The sequence below is a fragment of the Enterobacter sp. MG-EB028 genome (assembly GCF_056673305.1).
The window spans coordinates 4,111,255-4,123,958 of sequence record NZ_CP195079.1; the positions used below are offsets into that span (position 1 = coordinate 4,111,255).

Annotated in this window: 13 protein-coding genes and 1 tRNA gene; 4 read left to right on the forward strand and 10 right to left on the reverse strand. The window is 56.2% G+C overall.

What is annotated here, in order from left to right; genetic code table 11:
- Positions 1-9: 9 nt before the first annotated feature.
- Complete coding sequence (gene tsaD, locus ACR42C_RS19425) at positions 10-1,023, reverse strand: tRNA (adenosine(37)-N6)-threonylcarbamoyltransferase complex transferase subunit TsaD (RefSeq protein ID WP_024906472.1); 1,014 nt, start codon at positions 1,021-1,023, stop codon at positions 10-12.
- A gap of 236 nt (positions 1,024-1,259) precedes the next feature.
- On the opposite strand from tsaD, the gene rpsU reads away from it, so the two are divergent.
- From rpsU to rpoD, 3 genes are all read left to right on the forward strand, one after another.
- Entirely contained in the window at positions 1,260-1,475 is a 216-nt protein-coding gene (gene rpsU, locus ACR42C_RS19430; RefSeq protein WP_001144069.1) for a 30S ribosomal protein S21, read from the forward strand.
- A gap of 115 nt (positions 1,476-1,590) precedes the next feature.
- Entirely contained in the window at positions 1,591-3,336 is a 1,746-nt protein-coding gene (gene dnaG / locus ACR42C_RS19435; RefSeq protein ID WP_192982747.1) for a DNA primase, read from the forward strand.
- Between the two features lie 165 nt (positions 3,337-3,501).
- Positions 3,502-5,346, forward strand: a complete 1,845-nt coding sequence (gene rpoD / locus ACR42C_RS19440; RefSeq protein ID WP_028014473.1) for an RNA polymerase sigma factor RpoD — start codon at positions 3,502-3,504, stop codon at positions 5,344-5,346.
- Between the two features lie 102 nt (positions 5,347-5,448).
- Here rpoD and mug read toward each other — a convergent pair whose 3' ends face one another.
- Positions 5,449-5,955, reverse strand: coding sequence for a G/U mismatch-specific DNA glycosylase (mug, locus tag ACR42C_RS19445; RefSeq protein ID WP_116342131.1), 507 nt, complete (start codon positions 5,953-5,955; stop codon positions 5,449-5,451).
- Positions 5,956-6,080: 125 nt separating this feature from the next.
- Between mug and ACR42C_RS19450 the strand changes: the two genes are divergently transcribed.
- Positions 6,081-6,156 (forward strand) — tRNA-Ile (locus ACR42C_RS19450).
- Between the two features lie 83 nt (positions 6,157-6,239).
- On the opposite strand, the gene ACR42C_RS19455 is transcribed toward ACR42C_RS19450, so the two are convergent.
- The 8 genes from ACR42C_RS19455 to ACR42C_RS19490 all read right to left on the reverse strand — a co-directional run bounded on the left by ACR42C_RS19455 (position 6,240) and on the right by ACR42C_RS19490 (position 12,631).
- Positions 6,240-6,440, reverse strand: a complete 201-nt coding sequence (locus ACR42C_RS19455; RefSeq protein WP_316379906.1) for an ogr/Delta-like zinc finger family protein — start codon at positions 6,438-6,440, stop codon at positions 6,240-6,242.
- 66 nt (positions 6,441-6,506) lie between these two features.
- Entirely contained in the window at positions 6,507-7,655 is a 1,149-nt protein-coding gene (locus ACR42C_RS19460) for a phage late control D family protein (protein WP_320719919.1), read from the reverse strand.
- Positions 7,652-8,116: a phage tail protein gene (locus ACR42C_RS19465; protein WP_479984468.1), complete on the reverse strand. Its 465-nt coding sequence runs from the start codon at positions 8,114-8,116 to the stop codon at positions 7,652-7,654. Before ACR42C_RS19465 ends, ACR42C_RS19460 begins: the two co-directional genes overlap by 4 nt.
- An 11-nt stretch (positions 8,117-8,127) precedes the next feature.
- Positions 8,128-10,410 (reverse strand): phage tail tape measure protein, encoded by a 2,283-nt coding sequence (locus ACR42C_RS19470; protein ID WP_479984469.1) that lies wholly within the window; start codon positions 10,408-10,410, stop codon positions 8,128-8,130.
- The gene (locus ACR42C_RS19475; protein ID WP_041908052.1) at positions 10,403-10,522 is read right to left on the reverse strand and encodes a GpE family phage tail protein; all 120 of its coding nucleotides are present in this window, start codon (positions 10,520-10,522) and stop codon (positions 10,403-10,405) included. The genes ACR42C_RS19470 and ACR42C_RS19475 overlap by 8 nt, the downstream gene beginning before the upstream one ends.
- Before the next feature lie 32 nt (positions 10,523-10,554).
- Complete coding sequence (locus tag ACR42C_RS19480) at positions 10,555-10,857, reverse strand: phage tail assembly protein (RefSeq protein ID WP_479984470.1); 303 nt, start codon at positions 10,855-10,857, stop codon at positions 10,555-10,557.
- 56 nt (positions 10,858-10,913) lie between these two features.
- Positions 10,914-11,432 carry a phage major tail tube protein gene (locus ACR42C_RS19485; protein ID WP_479984471.1) on the reverse strand — a complete coding sequence of 173 codons (519 nt, stop codon included), beginning with the start codon at positions 11,430-11,432 and terminating at the stop codon, positions 10,914-10,916.
- A gap of 11 nt (positions 11,433-11,443) precedes the next feature.
- Entirely contained in the window at positions 11,444-12,631 is a 1,188-nt protein-coding gene (locus ACR42C_RS19490; RefSeq protein ID WP_479984472.1) for a phage tail sheath protein, read from the reverse strand.
- Between the last annotated feature and the right edge of the window lie 73 nt (positions 12,632-12,704).

Here is a 12,704-nt window from a genome sequence, read left to right on the forward strand (position 1 = left end):
TCAGGGGGATTACGCCTCCGGCAGTTCCGCCAGCGGCCAGCGCGGACGCACGGACACGCTCAGGTCGGACGTTGCACCCGCATTCAGGCGCACCATTCCGGCGTAAGCGATCATCGCGCCGTTATCGGTACAGAATTCCGGACGCGCGTAGAACACTTCCCCGCGGCGCTTTTGCATCATCTCGGCGAGCTTCGCGCGCAGCGTGCGGTTAGCGCTGACGCCGCCCGCCATCACCAGACGCTTAAAGCCGGTCTGATCCAGCGCGCGCTTGCACTTGATCATCAGCGTGTCCACCACCGCATCTTCAAACGCGCGGGCGATATCGGCGCGGGTCTGCTCGCTGTCGTCGTTGTTGCGGATGGTATTCGCCGCGAAGGTTTTCAGCCCGGAGAAGCTGAAATCCAGCCCCGGACGGTCAGTCATCGGACGCGGGAAGACAAAGCGCCCTTCCGTTCCCTGTGACGCCATTTTCGAGAGCATCGGGCCGCCCGGGTAATCGAGACCCAGCAGCTTGGCGGTTTTGTCGAAGGCTTCACCGGCGGCATCGTCGATCGACTCGCCCAGCAGCTCGTACTTGCCAATGCCCGTTACGCTAATCAGTTGGGTATGCCCACCCGAGACCAGCAGCGCCACAAACGGGAATTCAGGCGGATTTTCTTCCAGCATAGGTGCCAGAAGGTGCCCTTCCATATGGTGAACCGGAATGGCCGGAACATCCCACGCGAAGGCCAGCGACCGGCCAACCGTCGCGCCAACCAGCAGCGCGCCGACCAGGCCCGGCCCCGCGGTATAGGCCACGGCGTCAATATCGGTTGAGCTTAATCCGGCCTCTTTCAGCGCCGCCTGAATCAGGGGAACCGTTTTACGCACGTGGTCACGAGAGGCCAGTTCCGGCACGACGCCGCCGTAGTCAGCGTGCAATTTCACCTGACTATACAGCTGGTTGGCCAGAAGCCCTTTTTCGTCGTCGTAAATGGCGATGCCGGTTTCATCGCAGGATGTTTCAATACCCAGTACACGCATGACTTGTTTTACCTCGTTTCAATACCGCGCAGTGTAGAGCCTGGGCGGGTTGATGTAAAACTTTGTTCGCCCCAGGAGGAAGGCTCGTGTATACTCCTCACCCTTATTAAAGTCCCTTTCAAAATCGCATCGGTGCTTTACAAAGCAGCAGCATTTGCAGTAAAATTCCGCACCATTTTGAAATAAGCTGGCGTTGATGCCAGCGGCAAACCGAATTTATTAAAGGTGAGAGTTACATGCCGGTAATTAAAGTACGTGAAAACGAGCCGTTCGACGTAGCACTGCGTCGCTTCAAACGTTCATGCGAGAAAGCAGGTGTTCTGGCTGAAGTTCGTCGTCGTGAGTTTTATGAAAAACCAACGACCGAACGTAAGCGCGCTAAAGCTTCCGCTGTGAAACGTCACGCGAAGAAACTGGCTCGCGAAAACGCACGCCGTACTCGTCTGTACTAATCTCTTGAGGGTCAACACCCTCAATTGACAGACAGAGTAGTAGTCGTAAGGCCGTGCTTCCGGAAGGAATGCGCGGCTTGTTTTCGTTTATAAGTCGCTTAAATTTTTGGGGCATATGGCCGGAAGAATCCCACGCGTTTTCATCAATGACCTGCTCGCCAGAACCGACATCGTCGATCTCATCGACGCGCGGGTAAAGCTGAAAAAGCAGGGCAAGAACTACCATGCGTGCTGTCCGTTCCATAACGAAAAAACCCCCTCCTTCACCGTAAACGGTGAAAAGCAGTTTTACCATTGCTTCGGCTGTGGCGCACACGGTAATGCCGTCGATTTTTTGATGAACTACGACAAGCTCGAGTTCGTTGAAACCGTCGAAGAGCTGGCGGCGATGCATAACCTTGAAGTGCCGTATGAAGCAGGCAGTGGGCCAAGTCAGATCGAGCGCCATCAACGGCAAACGCTGTATCAACTGATGGATGGCCTGAATTCGTTTTACCAACAGTCTCTTAAGCACTCTGCGGCTGAGCCTGCGCGTCAGTATCTGAACAAGCGCGGACTGAGCGACGATGTGATTGCGCGTTTCGCTATTGGTTACGCCCCGCCCGGCTGGGACAACGTGTTAAAGCGTTTTGGCGGCAATAGCGAAGATCGTAAATCTCTCATCGACGCAGGCATGCTGGTCACCAACGACCAGGGACGAAGCTACGACCGCTTCCGTGAACGGGTGATGTTCCCGATCCGCGACAAGCGTGGCCGGGTGATTGGTTTTGGTGGTCGCGTGCTGGGTGATGCCCTGCCGAAATACCTCAACTCTCCGGAAACCGATATTTTCCATAAGGGCCGTCAGCTTTACGGTCTTTATGAGGCGCAGCAGGATAACGCGGAACCTCAGCGTCTTCTGGTCGTCGAAGGCTATATGGACGTCGTTGCGCTGGCGCAGTACGACATCAACTACGCGGTTGCGTCGCTAGGTACGTCCACCACCGCCGATCATATTCAACTGCTGTTCAGGGTGACCAACAACGTCATCTGCTGTTACGACGGTGACCGCGCTGGACGCGACGCCGCCTGGCGAGCGCTGGAAACCGCGCTGCCGTATATGACCGACGGGCGTCAGCTACGCTTTATGTTCCTGCCCGACGGTGAAGACCCGGATACGCTGGTGCGTAAAGAGGGCAAAGCGGCGTTTGAAGCGCGGATGGAGCAGGCTCAGCCGCTCTCCACGTTTTTGTTTAACAGCCTGATGCCGCAGGTTGATTTGAGTACCCCTGACGGGCGCGCGCAGCTCAGTACGCTGGCGCTGCCGTTAATCAGCCAGGTGCCCGGCGAAACGCTGCGCATCTATCTGCGTCAGGAGTTAGGCAACAAGCTCGGCATTCTGGATGACAGCCAGCTTGAACGTTTAATGCCTAAACAGGCTGAAAACGGCACGGTTCGCCCCGCGCCTCAGCTAAAACGCACAACCATGCGTATACTGATAGGGTTGCTGGTACAAAACCCCGAGCTCGCGCCGCAGGTGCCGTCGCTGGCGGGTTTGAACCACGAAAAATTGCCCGGGCTTGGCTTATTTTCAGAACTGGTTAACACGTGTTTGTCTCAGCCAGGTCTGACCACCGGACAACTTTTAGAACATTATCGCGGCACAAAAGAGGCCGCTACCCTTGAAAAATTGTCGATGTGGGACGATATAGCTGATAAGGACATTGCAGAAAAAACGTTCACCGACTCGCTCAACCATATGTTTGATTCGATGCTTGAGCTGCGCCAGGAAGAGTTGATAGCTCGCGAGCGCACGCACGGCTTAAGCAGCGAAGAACGCCGGGAGCTCTGGATGATTAACCAGGAACTGGCGAAGAAATAAGTCAAAGACAACAGTATTTAACGGCTTAAGTGCCGAATATCGATCGGGAAGCCCCCGGCAGCCGCACTGAGAGGCAGCGGCAAAAATATAAGTACGCCCTCGCTTTAAAGGTTGGCAGCCCCATCGCCGACACCAATCAAACGAATTAAGTGTGGATACCGTCTTATGGAGCAAAACCCGCAGTCACAGCTGAAACTTCTTGTCCAACGCGGTAAGGAGCAAGGCTATCTGACCTATGCCGAGGTCAATGACCATCTGCCGGAAGATATCGTCGATTCAGACCAGATCGAAGACATCATCCAAATGATCAATGACATGGGCATTCAGGTGATGGAAGAAGCACCGGATGCCGATGATCTGTTGCTGGCTGAAACCTCCAACAACACTGACGAAGATGCGGAAGAAGCTGCTGCACAGGTACTGTCCAGCGTGGAATCTGAAATCGGGCGTACCACTGACCCGGTCCGCATGTACATGCGCGAAATGGGTACCGTTGAACTGTTGACCCGCGAAGGCGAAATTGACATCGCAAAACGCATCGAAGACGGGATCAACCAGGTACAGTGTTCTGTTGCCGAATACCCGGAAGCGATCACCTATCTGCTGGAGCAGTACGATCGCGTTGAAGCGGAAGAAGCGCGCCTGTCTGACCTGATCACCGGTTTTGTCGACCCGAACGCTGAAGAAGATATGGCGCCTACCGCCACTCATGTCGGTTCTGAACTGTCTCAGGAAGAGATGGATGACGACGAAGACGAAGATGAGGAAGAAGACGACGACAGCGCGGACGATGATAACAGCATCGACCCGGAACTGGCGCGTGAGAAGTTTGCCGAGCTGCGCACCCAGTACGAAGTGACGCGTGACACCATCAAAGCGAAAGGCCGCAGCCATGCCGCCGCTCAGGAAGAGATCCTGAAGCTGTCTGAAGTATTCAAACAGTTCCGCCTGGTGCCAAAACAGTTCGACTACCTGGTTAACAGCATGCGCGTGATGATGGATCGCGTACGTACCCAGGAACGCATCATCATGAAGCTGTGCGTTGAGCAGTGCAAAATGCCGAAGAAGAACTTCATCACCCTCTTCACCGGCAACGAAACCAGCGAAACCTGGTTCAACGCGGCTATCGCGATGAACAAGCCGTGGTCTGAAAAACTGCACGACGTGAAGGACGATGTTTATCGTGGTCTGCAGAAGCTGCAGCAGATTGAAGAAGAGACCGGCCTGACCATCGAGCAGGTTAAAGACATCAACCGTCGCATGTCCATCGGTGAAGCGAAAGCCCGCCGTGCCAAGAAAGAGATGGTTGAGGCGAACTTACGTCTGGTTATCTCTATCGCCAAGAAATACACCAACCGCGGTCTGCAGTTCCTGGATCTGATTCAGGAAGGCAACATCGGTCTGATGAAAGCGGTAGATAAGTTTGAATACCGTCGTGGGTACAAGTTCTCCACTTACGCGACATGGTGGATCCGTCAGGCGATTACCCGCTCTATCGCAGACCAGGCGCGCACCATCCGTATTCCGGTGCATATGATTGAGACCATCAACAAGCTCAACCGTATCTCCCGTCAGATGCTGCAGGAGATGGGCCGCGAGCCGACGCCGGAAGAGCTGGCCGAGCGCATGCTGATGCCAGAAGACAAGATCCGTAAAGTGCTGAAGATCGCCAAAGAGCCAATCTCCATGGAAACGCCAATCGGTGACGATGAAGATTCGCATCTGGGTGATTTCATCGAGGATACTACCCTCGAGCTGCCGCTGGACTCTGCCACCACCGAGAGCCTGCGTGCTGCGACACACGACGTTCTGGCTGGCCTGACCGCCCGTGAAGCAAAAGTACTGCGTATGCGTTTCGGCATCGACATGAATACCGACCACACGCTGGAAGAAGTGGGTAAACAGTTCGACGTGACCCGCGAACGTATTCGTCAGATCGAAGCGAAGGCGCTGCGTAAGCTGCGTCATCCAAGCCGCTCTGAAGTGCTGCGTAGCTTCCTTGACGACTAATCTGTCCTGACAGTGAAAAAGCTCCCAATCGGGAGCTTTTTTTTGTTTATTCCCTCTCCCCGTGGGAGAGGGCCAGGGTGAGAGTATCAGGCCGCAGAGGAGCTAAAGCCCCCGCACCATCAGTGCCTCATCCAGTTCCCGATACGCCTCCACCAGCTTATCCAGCGTCGCCCTGTTGAGCCCGCTCGGGTTCGGCAGCACCCACACCTGCGTAACGCCAATCATGATGCTCTGCTTGCCCCACTTCGTTCCACGCTGGCTAAACGCCTGCTCGTAGGCCTGCTTGCCGAGGATCGCCAGCGCGGCCGGCTGGTAGTCTTCAATCTTCTTCACCAGCTCTCGCCCGCCGCTGCGCAGCTCATGCAGGTTTACCTCGCTCGCCTGTACCGTCGGCCGCTCGACCAGCATGGTAATGCCGCAGCGTGTATCCAGCAGATGCTGCTCCTCTTCCGGCTTGAGTAATCTGTCTGTAAACCCGGCCTGGTAGATAACCTTCCAGAAGCGATTTCCCGGATGGGCAAAGTGAAAACCGGTGTGCGCCGAGGACTTTCCTGGGTTGATACCGCAAAACACGACCCGCAGGCCTGGTGCAAGAATATCGTTGATCATCTTTACTCCCGATCGATACATCGTGAGTGAAGTATAAAGGATTGATTATGCGTTGTTTATAAAAACAGCAAGCAGGAGTGAATGGCTGGATTGCTGCGGGGAGTTACTTTATAATTCACCGCCACGGCCCCTTAGCTCAGTGGTTAGAGCAGGCGACTCATAATCGCTTGGTCGCTGGTTCAAGTCCAGCAGGGGCCACCAAATTTTAGTTGTAGAATCATAGAATTAAGCCACTCGATTGAGTGGCTTTTTTATTGGTTTTTTATGAGCCGGTGGTACCGCCGTTAACCGTGGCTCATCGAAGCCATTCGGACACGTTCAGAGGCGCCAGGAGTTGCAATCAGACGCTCCACGGATTCCATCGTCACGAACGTACAGCTGCAGTCCACATTGGTGCACTGATGATAGCGCTCTTTGGTGTTTTCACTTAAGTAGCGACTGGTACGCGCATGCGCAGAATGCTTGCACTTAGGACAATGAAACATATACCCTCCGTTTGATTCACTATTTGTGAATCAATAATACCCAAATTAAAACCAATAGCAACTGCATTACTCACTATCCACAGAAAATTTTTCGTCGATGACGTTCAGCTCAAGGTTCAGCTGCGTGGTAAATCCACTCCCGCTCAGGGTATGAACCACCTCGCTGATGATCCACGCCTGCTCGTCAATGACGCGTTTAAAACCGTTTACCCGCACCGGCGTTTCAGGGAACAGATCGGCGCGTCCCAGCGCAAGCTGGATGGAAAACTTCACGGTTCCCCGCTGAAGCGCGCGCCACTTCGCCTCCGCAGCCCTGAGCGCCTGCTCTTCAGAGGCATATACCGTAGTGAGCTCAAACACGTTCTCCGCCGATCCCACCAGCCTCTCTTGCGGCTTCTGCTCCGCGCCACCGGCTCCCGGCGCAGCGGCATCCGGGTGCTGCAGTGCTTCTGCCGGCTGTCCTCCGGGCTGACGAGAAATACTCAATTGAGGATTTTGTTGTTTGGGATCGCGCGTTTGCAGCCATTTGGCCGTTACGCCGGAATAATTTTCACGGTCAGCTACGGAAAAAAGGTGCTTATCGCCATCCCCACGCTCAATCACCATTAAGGAAAGCGGGGTGCCGCTGGCCGTCACGGCCTGGCCCGCTTTCATAAAGATAATCTTCCCGGCTTTGATTGAAACAAATGCACCATTACGTTCGGCAAGGCGAGAGAGAAACGCCGCGTCAGTCTCCTGAGACTGGTCAATATGAGAGATGGCGATGGATGCAAGCCCCGCCGCGACGCTGGCGGTCAACTGGTTACGCTGAGCGATGGTATCGACTATCGCGCCAATCGTCGTGTCATGCCACGACTGTTCGCGCCGCACGTTTAGCTTTCCACGAAAATCAGCGCTGCATCCCCGGATGGTCAGCGTGTCCGGCGCGCCACGGAATTCAATCGCATCTATCGTAAAGTCCCCTTTCTCCTCGAGCGGGGTTCCCTCCCATCCCAGCCATAAGGAGAGCCTTGCCCCCCGGGCTGGCAAGTCCAGCAGCCCGTCGGAATCATCCAGTTGAATATCCAGCTGATCGGCTTCCAGCCCACGTTTGTCGGTCATGGATAAACTGATAAGGCGGTGGCTGAAATTTTGTGTGATATCACGATCGTCAAGCTTAAGCATAAAATCAGGGGCGATTTTGCCGCCCGCCCGGATATTCATCTCGGCGATCATCCCACCAGCCCTCCAATGCTATTACGTGCGCTCGTCACCAGCTCTTCAGCCTGCGTTCTCAGATCGCCAAACATCTTCATCAGCGATTCGTCCACGCGTTTAAGCGAAAGGGAAAATTCAATTTTTCGCGCGGTACCATCGCTGTAGAAATCCGAATGCGTATGCGTGACTTTCTCAATGATAAACATGCCGTGAATGATGCCGGTACCATCTATCAACGGCCAGGCCCGTCCTTCATTCGCCATCAGCTCAACCGCCTTAAGAGAAAGCCGCCCTCCCGTGAGCTCCGGGTAAAGTACTCCGGTGAGGCTAAAGGATGTCTCACCTTCACCAAGATATTGCCAGGCTTTGGGCTTCCCGATGCGAACGTTGGACGCCCAGCGGTAGTCCTTTGTAAACTGCATTGTCTGATACGGTAAGGTTCGTCGTTCAAAGACAAACAGACCCAGCACCATTAACATTTTTTCTCTCCTCAACCATACAAAAAGCTGGATTGCTGCCGTCTCGCTTTATCACGTTCACTGTTTTCTATTGCCTCCCGGATTTGACGCGTCAGATCCATTCCGGAGGCCGTGCCCCCCTGCAGCGTGATGTTGTACTCGCTTTTACTCTGATCGACGTAAGAGCGTCCCCCTGTGGCGATGGTTGGCTGATACCCCTGATAGCCGCCATAGGTCCCCGTACCCGGAATATAAGAGCTGCCCGCAGGAGAGGAGGATGCCGCTTCTGCTTTTGCCGCAGCGGCGTCGAGATCGCCCGACTCGTTTTTGATCAGACCGAGCTTCTCCAGCAGCCAGCTGGCCTTGCCGCTCAGGCTGTTAAAGAGATCAAGCGGTGCCGTTAACGCATCGCCCAGCGCCTGCCCAAAGATCACGCCAGCATTTTTACAGCCATCCAGCGTTTCCTGCGTCGCCTTGATCGGCGTGATTAAGTCGGTGAACCATTGCCAGATACCGCCCAGCTTCTCCGAGATAGCATCAAATACCGTTATCACCGGTGAGAACAGCGCCCCCAGCGGTGCGAAGGCCGTCGAAAGCCCTTCCATCACCCCGCCAAAGAAGGCGCTGATGGGTTCCCAGTATTTAAAAATCAGCAAGGCTCCGGCGGCAATCGCCGCGCCAAGGGCAATCACCGGCCAGCTAAGGGCACCCAGCACCGTCATGATGGCGCCGCCCACCACGCTGAATACCGTTCCCAACATCCCGGCCGCGGTAATAACCATATTGACGCCCGTCAGAACCGGGGCGATAACCGTTCCTACGCCGCCCAGTACGCCAGCAAACGCCTGCGCACCGACAACAATGCTGGCGAGGGTCTGCGTCAGCTCAGGGTTGGCATTCACCCAAAGGGAAGCCGTGCTAAGCCAGCCGGTTGCGGTTGTTATCAGGTTGCGCAGAGCGCCATCCGCTTTATCAAATACATCAATCTTCAACCCGCTCCACGCGGCCTGGAATCGGTTGATATCGCCGTCAAGATTATCGGTCTGCACGGAAGCCGCGAGCGCGGTACTGCCCTTTGCCCCCTGCAACTGCTGGCGTTTTTCATCAAGCGATCCATCACCCGCAGCGGAAGCCAGCGCCCCCGCGGCTTTTATGGCACCCGGAGTCTGAACCTGGCGCAACATCGCGCTGAGCGCGTCCCCGGCGGCGGCACCGTACATCCCCTTTTCCGCCAAAACGCCAAGCCGCGCCGTTGTCTCTTCAAGCCCGATACCAGCGGCGTCCGCGGCTGGCGCAGCGGCGTTCAGGGCCGCCGCCATCTCAGCGAGGCTGGTATTTGAAGAGGTAGAACCGCGCGTAAGCACATCTGCGATGCGTCCCGCGTCCGCATCGGCCAGGCTGTACGCGGCCTGCGTGCTGCTGATAATATCGGCCGCTTTAGCCGCGTCGACACTCCCCGCCAGGCTGAGGTTGACCGTTGGCGCGGTGGCCGCAAGCAGCCCATCGGCATCATAGCCTGAACGAGTCAGTTCGGTTTGTGCCCGGAGGACCGTATCTGCAGGTACTCCGGTGCTGGCACTGACCTCCCGCGCCTGCTGGCGAATGGCCTCAAGCCGGGAATCCCCCTTCGCCAGACCAAGGTTTGCCTGAATGGCAGACATCTGCTTTTCAAAACTGATGCCAGGCGCCATAAAGCGGGACGTCTGGTCAAAGCCCGCTTTTGCCATACCCACGCCCGCATTAGCCAGCTGCTGCACCCGCGCGACAGCGCGCTTGCCTGACTCGTAGCGGTTCTGCACGGTACTCAGCCGCTCCTGCTGCTGGTTGACGCGGGCCAGCGCATCCCGCTGCCGGTTAAGCTGCTGCGTTTTCTCGCCGATGTTGGTTCGTAGACGACGCTCGTCCGTTGAGAGCGTGCGCGTGTTTATTCCCGCCCGCGCGAGCTCAGCACGCTGACGCTGTACCGAGTAACGTAAGCTGTTGTACTCAAGCTTAAGATCGGCTGCCGATTTTCGGGCCGCGGACAGCGCATCAGCCTGTGCCTGGGTGGGGTTTTGCGTGTTTTTGAACTGCACCGCCAGCGCCGCGGCCTGCTGTTTCGCCTGAGCAAGGGACTGCTCCGTCATGGCGAGCTGGCCGTTTGCTTTCCTGAAGCCGTTGATACGCCCCGCCTGCTCATCGAGCGCCCCAAGTGCCGCCTGCGCGTCGCGGATATCGTTCGCGAGAGTAAGGCTGGCGTTATGGAGAGCGTTAAGCGGTCGGGTTGCCCGGTCGACAGCCTTAAGCAGCTCCTGAAGTCTGACATTATTACTCATGGTGGTTTCCGCTTCGCTGCAGCGCTTTTTCGCGCCATAAGAGGAGTTCGGTCACGCTCAGGGTGTACAGCTCTGACGGCGGCCAGTGAAAGATCACCGCGATATCCGCCATCAGATCGTCGACCGATAGATTTTCAGGAAATTTCAGCGAGCCGAAGCCGGTGACAAAAAACCGATCACCTTGCCTGCAAAAGAGAGCAGATCGCAGGCATCCAGGCGCGCAACCTCGTGCTCGGTCAGGGCTGGCGAGGTCATTCGCGGCAGCACCTTGATCAGCGCATCCACATCAGATTGCGCCAGCGACGCCAGCGATACCCCTCGCAGGGTCCCGGCATTCGGTTTTGAAACGGTCACCTTTTCAATTTTTTGCTCACCGCGCTGAACGGGGCTATCAAGCGTGACAATATGTAGGTTTTCGTTCATGGCGGTCTCGTTGATATTTTCCATTTCGTTACTCTTCAGAAAGTTAACTTACCGGCCGGCGATCCCGGCCGGTTAAAGGGTTACAGGCCGATGGCCCTACGGTGTTCTGCCAGGCGATCGACGCCGTCGACTTTCAGCACCATGTTGATGATGTCGATTTCAATGAGCTCTTTGCCATCAATGGTCAGCTGGTAGTAGGCGCACTCGGTGGACATCTTGGTGGTGCCGCTCTCGCCCTGCTTGTTTTCACCGCCATCAAACTCTTTATGACGGCCACGCATGACGATTTCGACGGCGGAAATTTCGCCGGTGTCATCGCGCTGATAAGAGCCGGTAAAGCGCAGCGGCACGCTGTCCGCGCCCGGAGAGGCATACTGCGCCCACAGCGCGGCGTCCGGCAGCCCGCCAACGGTCCACTCCAGCGCCAGGGCATCATCGTCCAGGCCGAGATCGACAGAGACCGAGCCGGGCATACCGCCGCCGCGATACTTCTCCAGCTTGCGGGTAAGCTTCGGCAAGGTGACAGACTCAACAACGCCCATGTAGCTCAGGCCATCGTTGAACATATTCAGATATTTCAGTTTGCGTGGTAACGCCATGCTTCAGCTCCTTAGCTATTAACCGAATCTGACAGGTCTGCCAGATAGGTATCGGTGATGCGCTGGCGCAGGGTCAGATTTTCCAGCGGCGGGACAGGGGTGTAGTCATAATCGATATACAGTTTCCCCGCTTTCAGGGTTGATGCGTCGTTCGACTCAGGGTCATACCAGCAGGAGCCGTCGACGATATAGCCGTTGGTTTTCAGCTCGCGGAACTTGGCATTAATACCGGAGACGATGTCGCGGATAAGCGTTGGCGTGATGGGTTTATCCATCGCCCACGCGTGCGCTTCCGCCATGGTATCGGCCAGCACCTGCGCGGTACGGGTGTAGTTTTCAAAGACGAATAACGGATCGTCTGAGCAGGTGCGGTTACCCCAGAATTTGAAGCCGTCGTTGCGAATAAGCGTGGTGACGCCAGCCTGGTTAAGCAGGTTCGCGTCTGTGGCCTGTTCCTGCAGATCCCAGGAGACAGAAGCGCTTACGCCAGTGACGCCGTTAACGCCAACGTTTGACAGGGTTTTATGCCAGCCCATTGTCTGGTCGATTTTGGCGCGCAGGCCAAGCGCACGGGCGGTCGCCCAGGCCGTTGTCGTCGCGTTCGTGGTGGTATCCCACGCCAGAAAATCAGGGTGGATAACCATCAGCTCGCGCTGGCTGAAGTTTTTGCGGTAGTTGATCGCCTCAGAAATGGTTTTACAACCCCATGCGCTGACATAGCCAAACGCGCGCAGGCTCTGGCACGTGGCGGCCAGCGCGGTTGCCACTTCCTGAGAGTCCAGCCCCGGTACGCCGAGAATGCGTGGCTTAACGCCGGTCACCGTTTTCGCCGTGAGAAGCGCCTTCAGACCGGTGTATTTACCGTTTTCATCGGTGGTACCGATGATGTTGGAAATGGTCTGTTTGTGTGCCTCTTCCGGGGTCTCTGCAGTGCCTTCAGCCACGCGAACAACCACGACAACCGGTTTACACTGGTCGGCGATCGCCTGCAGAGAAGCGGACAGCGTCCCCGCCTTGCCGGCTTTCGCAATCGCGCTTTGCACGTTGGTAATGAGCACAGGCTCGTTTAAAGGAAATGTCTTGTCGTCAGCATCGCTGGCCGTACAGACCATGCCGATGATTGCCGTCGAGACGGTGGAAATGGTGCGGATGCCATCGTTGATTTCGATAACTTCCACGCCGTGGTGATAGTCGCCCATCCGGTTAACTCCTTCGTTTAGTGGTGAGGCTATTGTCTGTGGAGCGCGCGATTGATGCGACGTATTGGGGTTG

Excerpts from the sequence above, each read along its gene's own strand:
- ACR42C_RS19475 (WP_041908052.1), bottom strand. The coding sequence starts at position 10,522 with ATGGCGGATATCGCGGTGATCTTTCACTGGCCGCCGTCAGAGCTGTAC.
- mug (WP_116342131.1), bottom strand. The coding sequence starts at position 5,955 with ATGATCAACGATATTCTTGCACCAGGCCTGCGGGTCGTGTTTTGCGGT.
- ACR42C_RS19490 (WP_479984472.1), bottom strand. The coding sequence starts at position 12,631 with ATGGGCGACTATCACCACGGCGTGGAAGTTATCGAAATCAACGATGGC.
- tsaD (WP_024906472.1), bottom strand. The coding sequence starts at position 1,023 with ATGCGTGTACTGGGTATTGAAACATCCTGCGATGAAACCGGCATCGCC.
- ACR42C_RS19485 (WP_479984471.1), bottom strand. The coding sequence starts at position 11,432 with ATGGCGTTACCACGCAAACTGAAATATCTGAATATGTTCAACGATGGC.
- dnaG (WP_192982747.1), top strand. The coding sequence starts at position 1,591 with ATGGCCGGAAGAATCCCACGCGTTTTCATCAATGACCTGCTCGCCAGA.
- rpsU (WP_001144069.1), top strand. The coding sequence starts at position 1,260 with ATGCCGGTAATTAAAGTACGTGAAAACGAGCCGTTCGACGTAGCACTG.
- ACR42C_RS19470 (WP_479984469.1), bottom strand. The coding sequence starts at position 10,410 with ATGAGTAATAATGTCAGACTTCAGGAGCTGCTTAAGGCTGTCGACCGG.
- ACR42C_RS19460 (WP_320719919.1), bottom strand. The coding sequence starts at position 7,655 with ATGATCGCCGAGATGAATATCCGGGCGGGCGGCAAAATCGCCCCTGAT.
- ACR42C_RS19480 (WP_479984470.1), bottom strand. The coding sequence starts at position 10,857 with ATGGAAAATATCAACGAGACCGCCATGAACGAAAACCTACATATTGTC.
- ACR42C_RS19465 (WP_479984468.1), bottom strand. The coding sequence starts at position 8,116 with ATGTTAATGGTGCTGGGTCTGTTTGTCTTTGAACGACGAACCTTACCG.
- rpoD (WP_028014473.1), top strand. The coding sequence starts at position 3,502 with ATGGAGCAAAACCCGCAGTCACAGCTGAAACTTCTTGTCCAACGCGGT.
- ACR42C_RS19455 (WP_316379906.1), bottom strand. The coding sequence starts at position 6,440 with ATGTTTCATTGTCCTAAGTGCAAGCATTCTGCGCATGCGCGTACCAGT.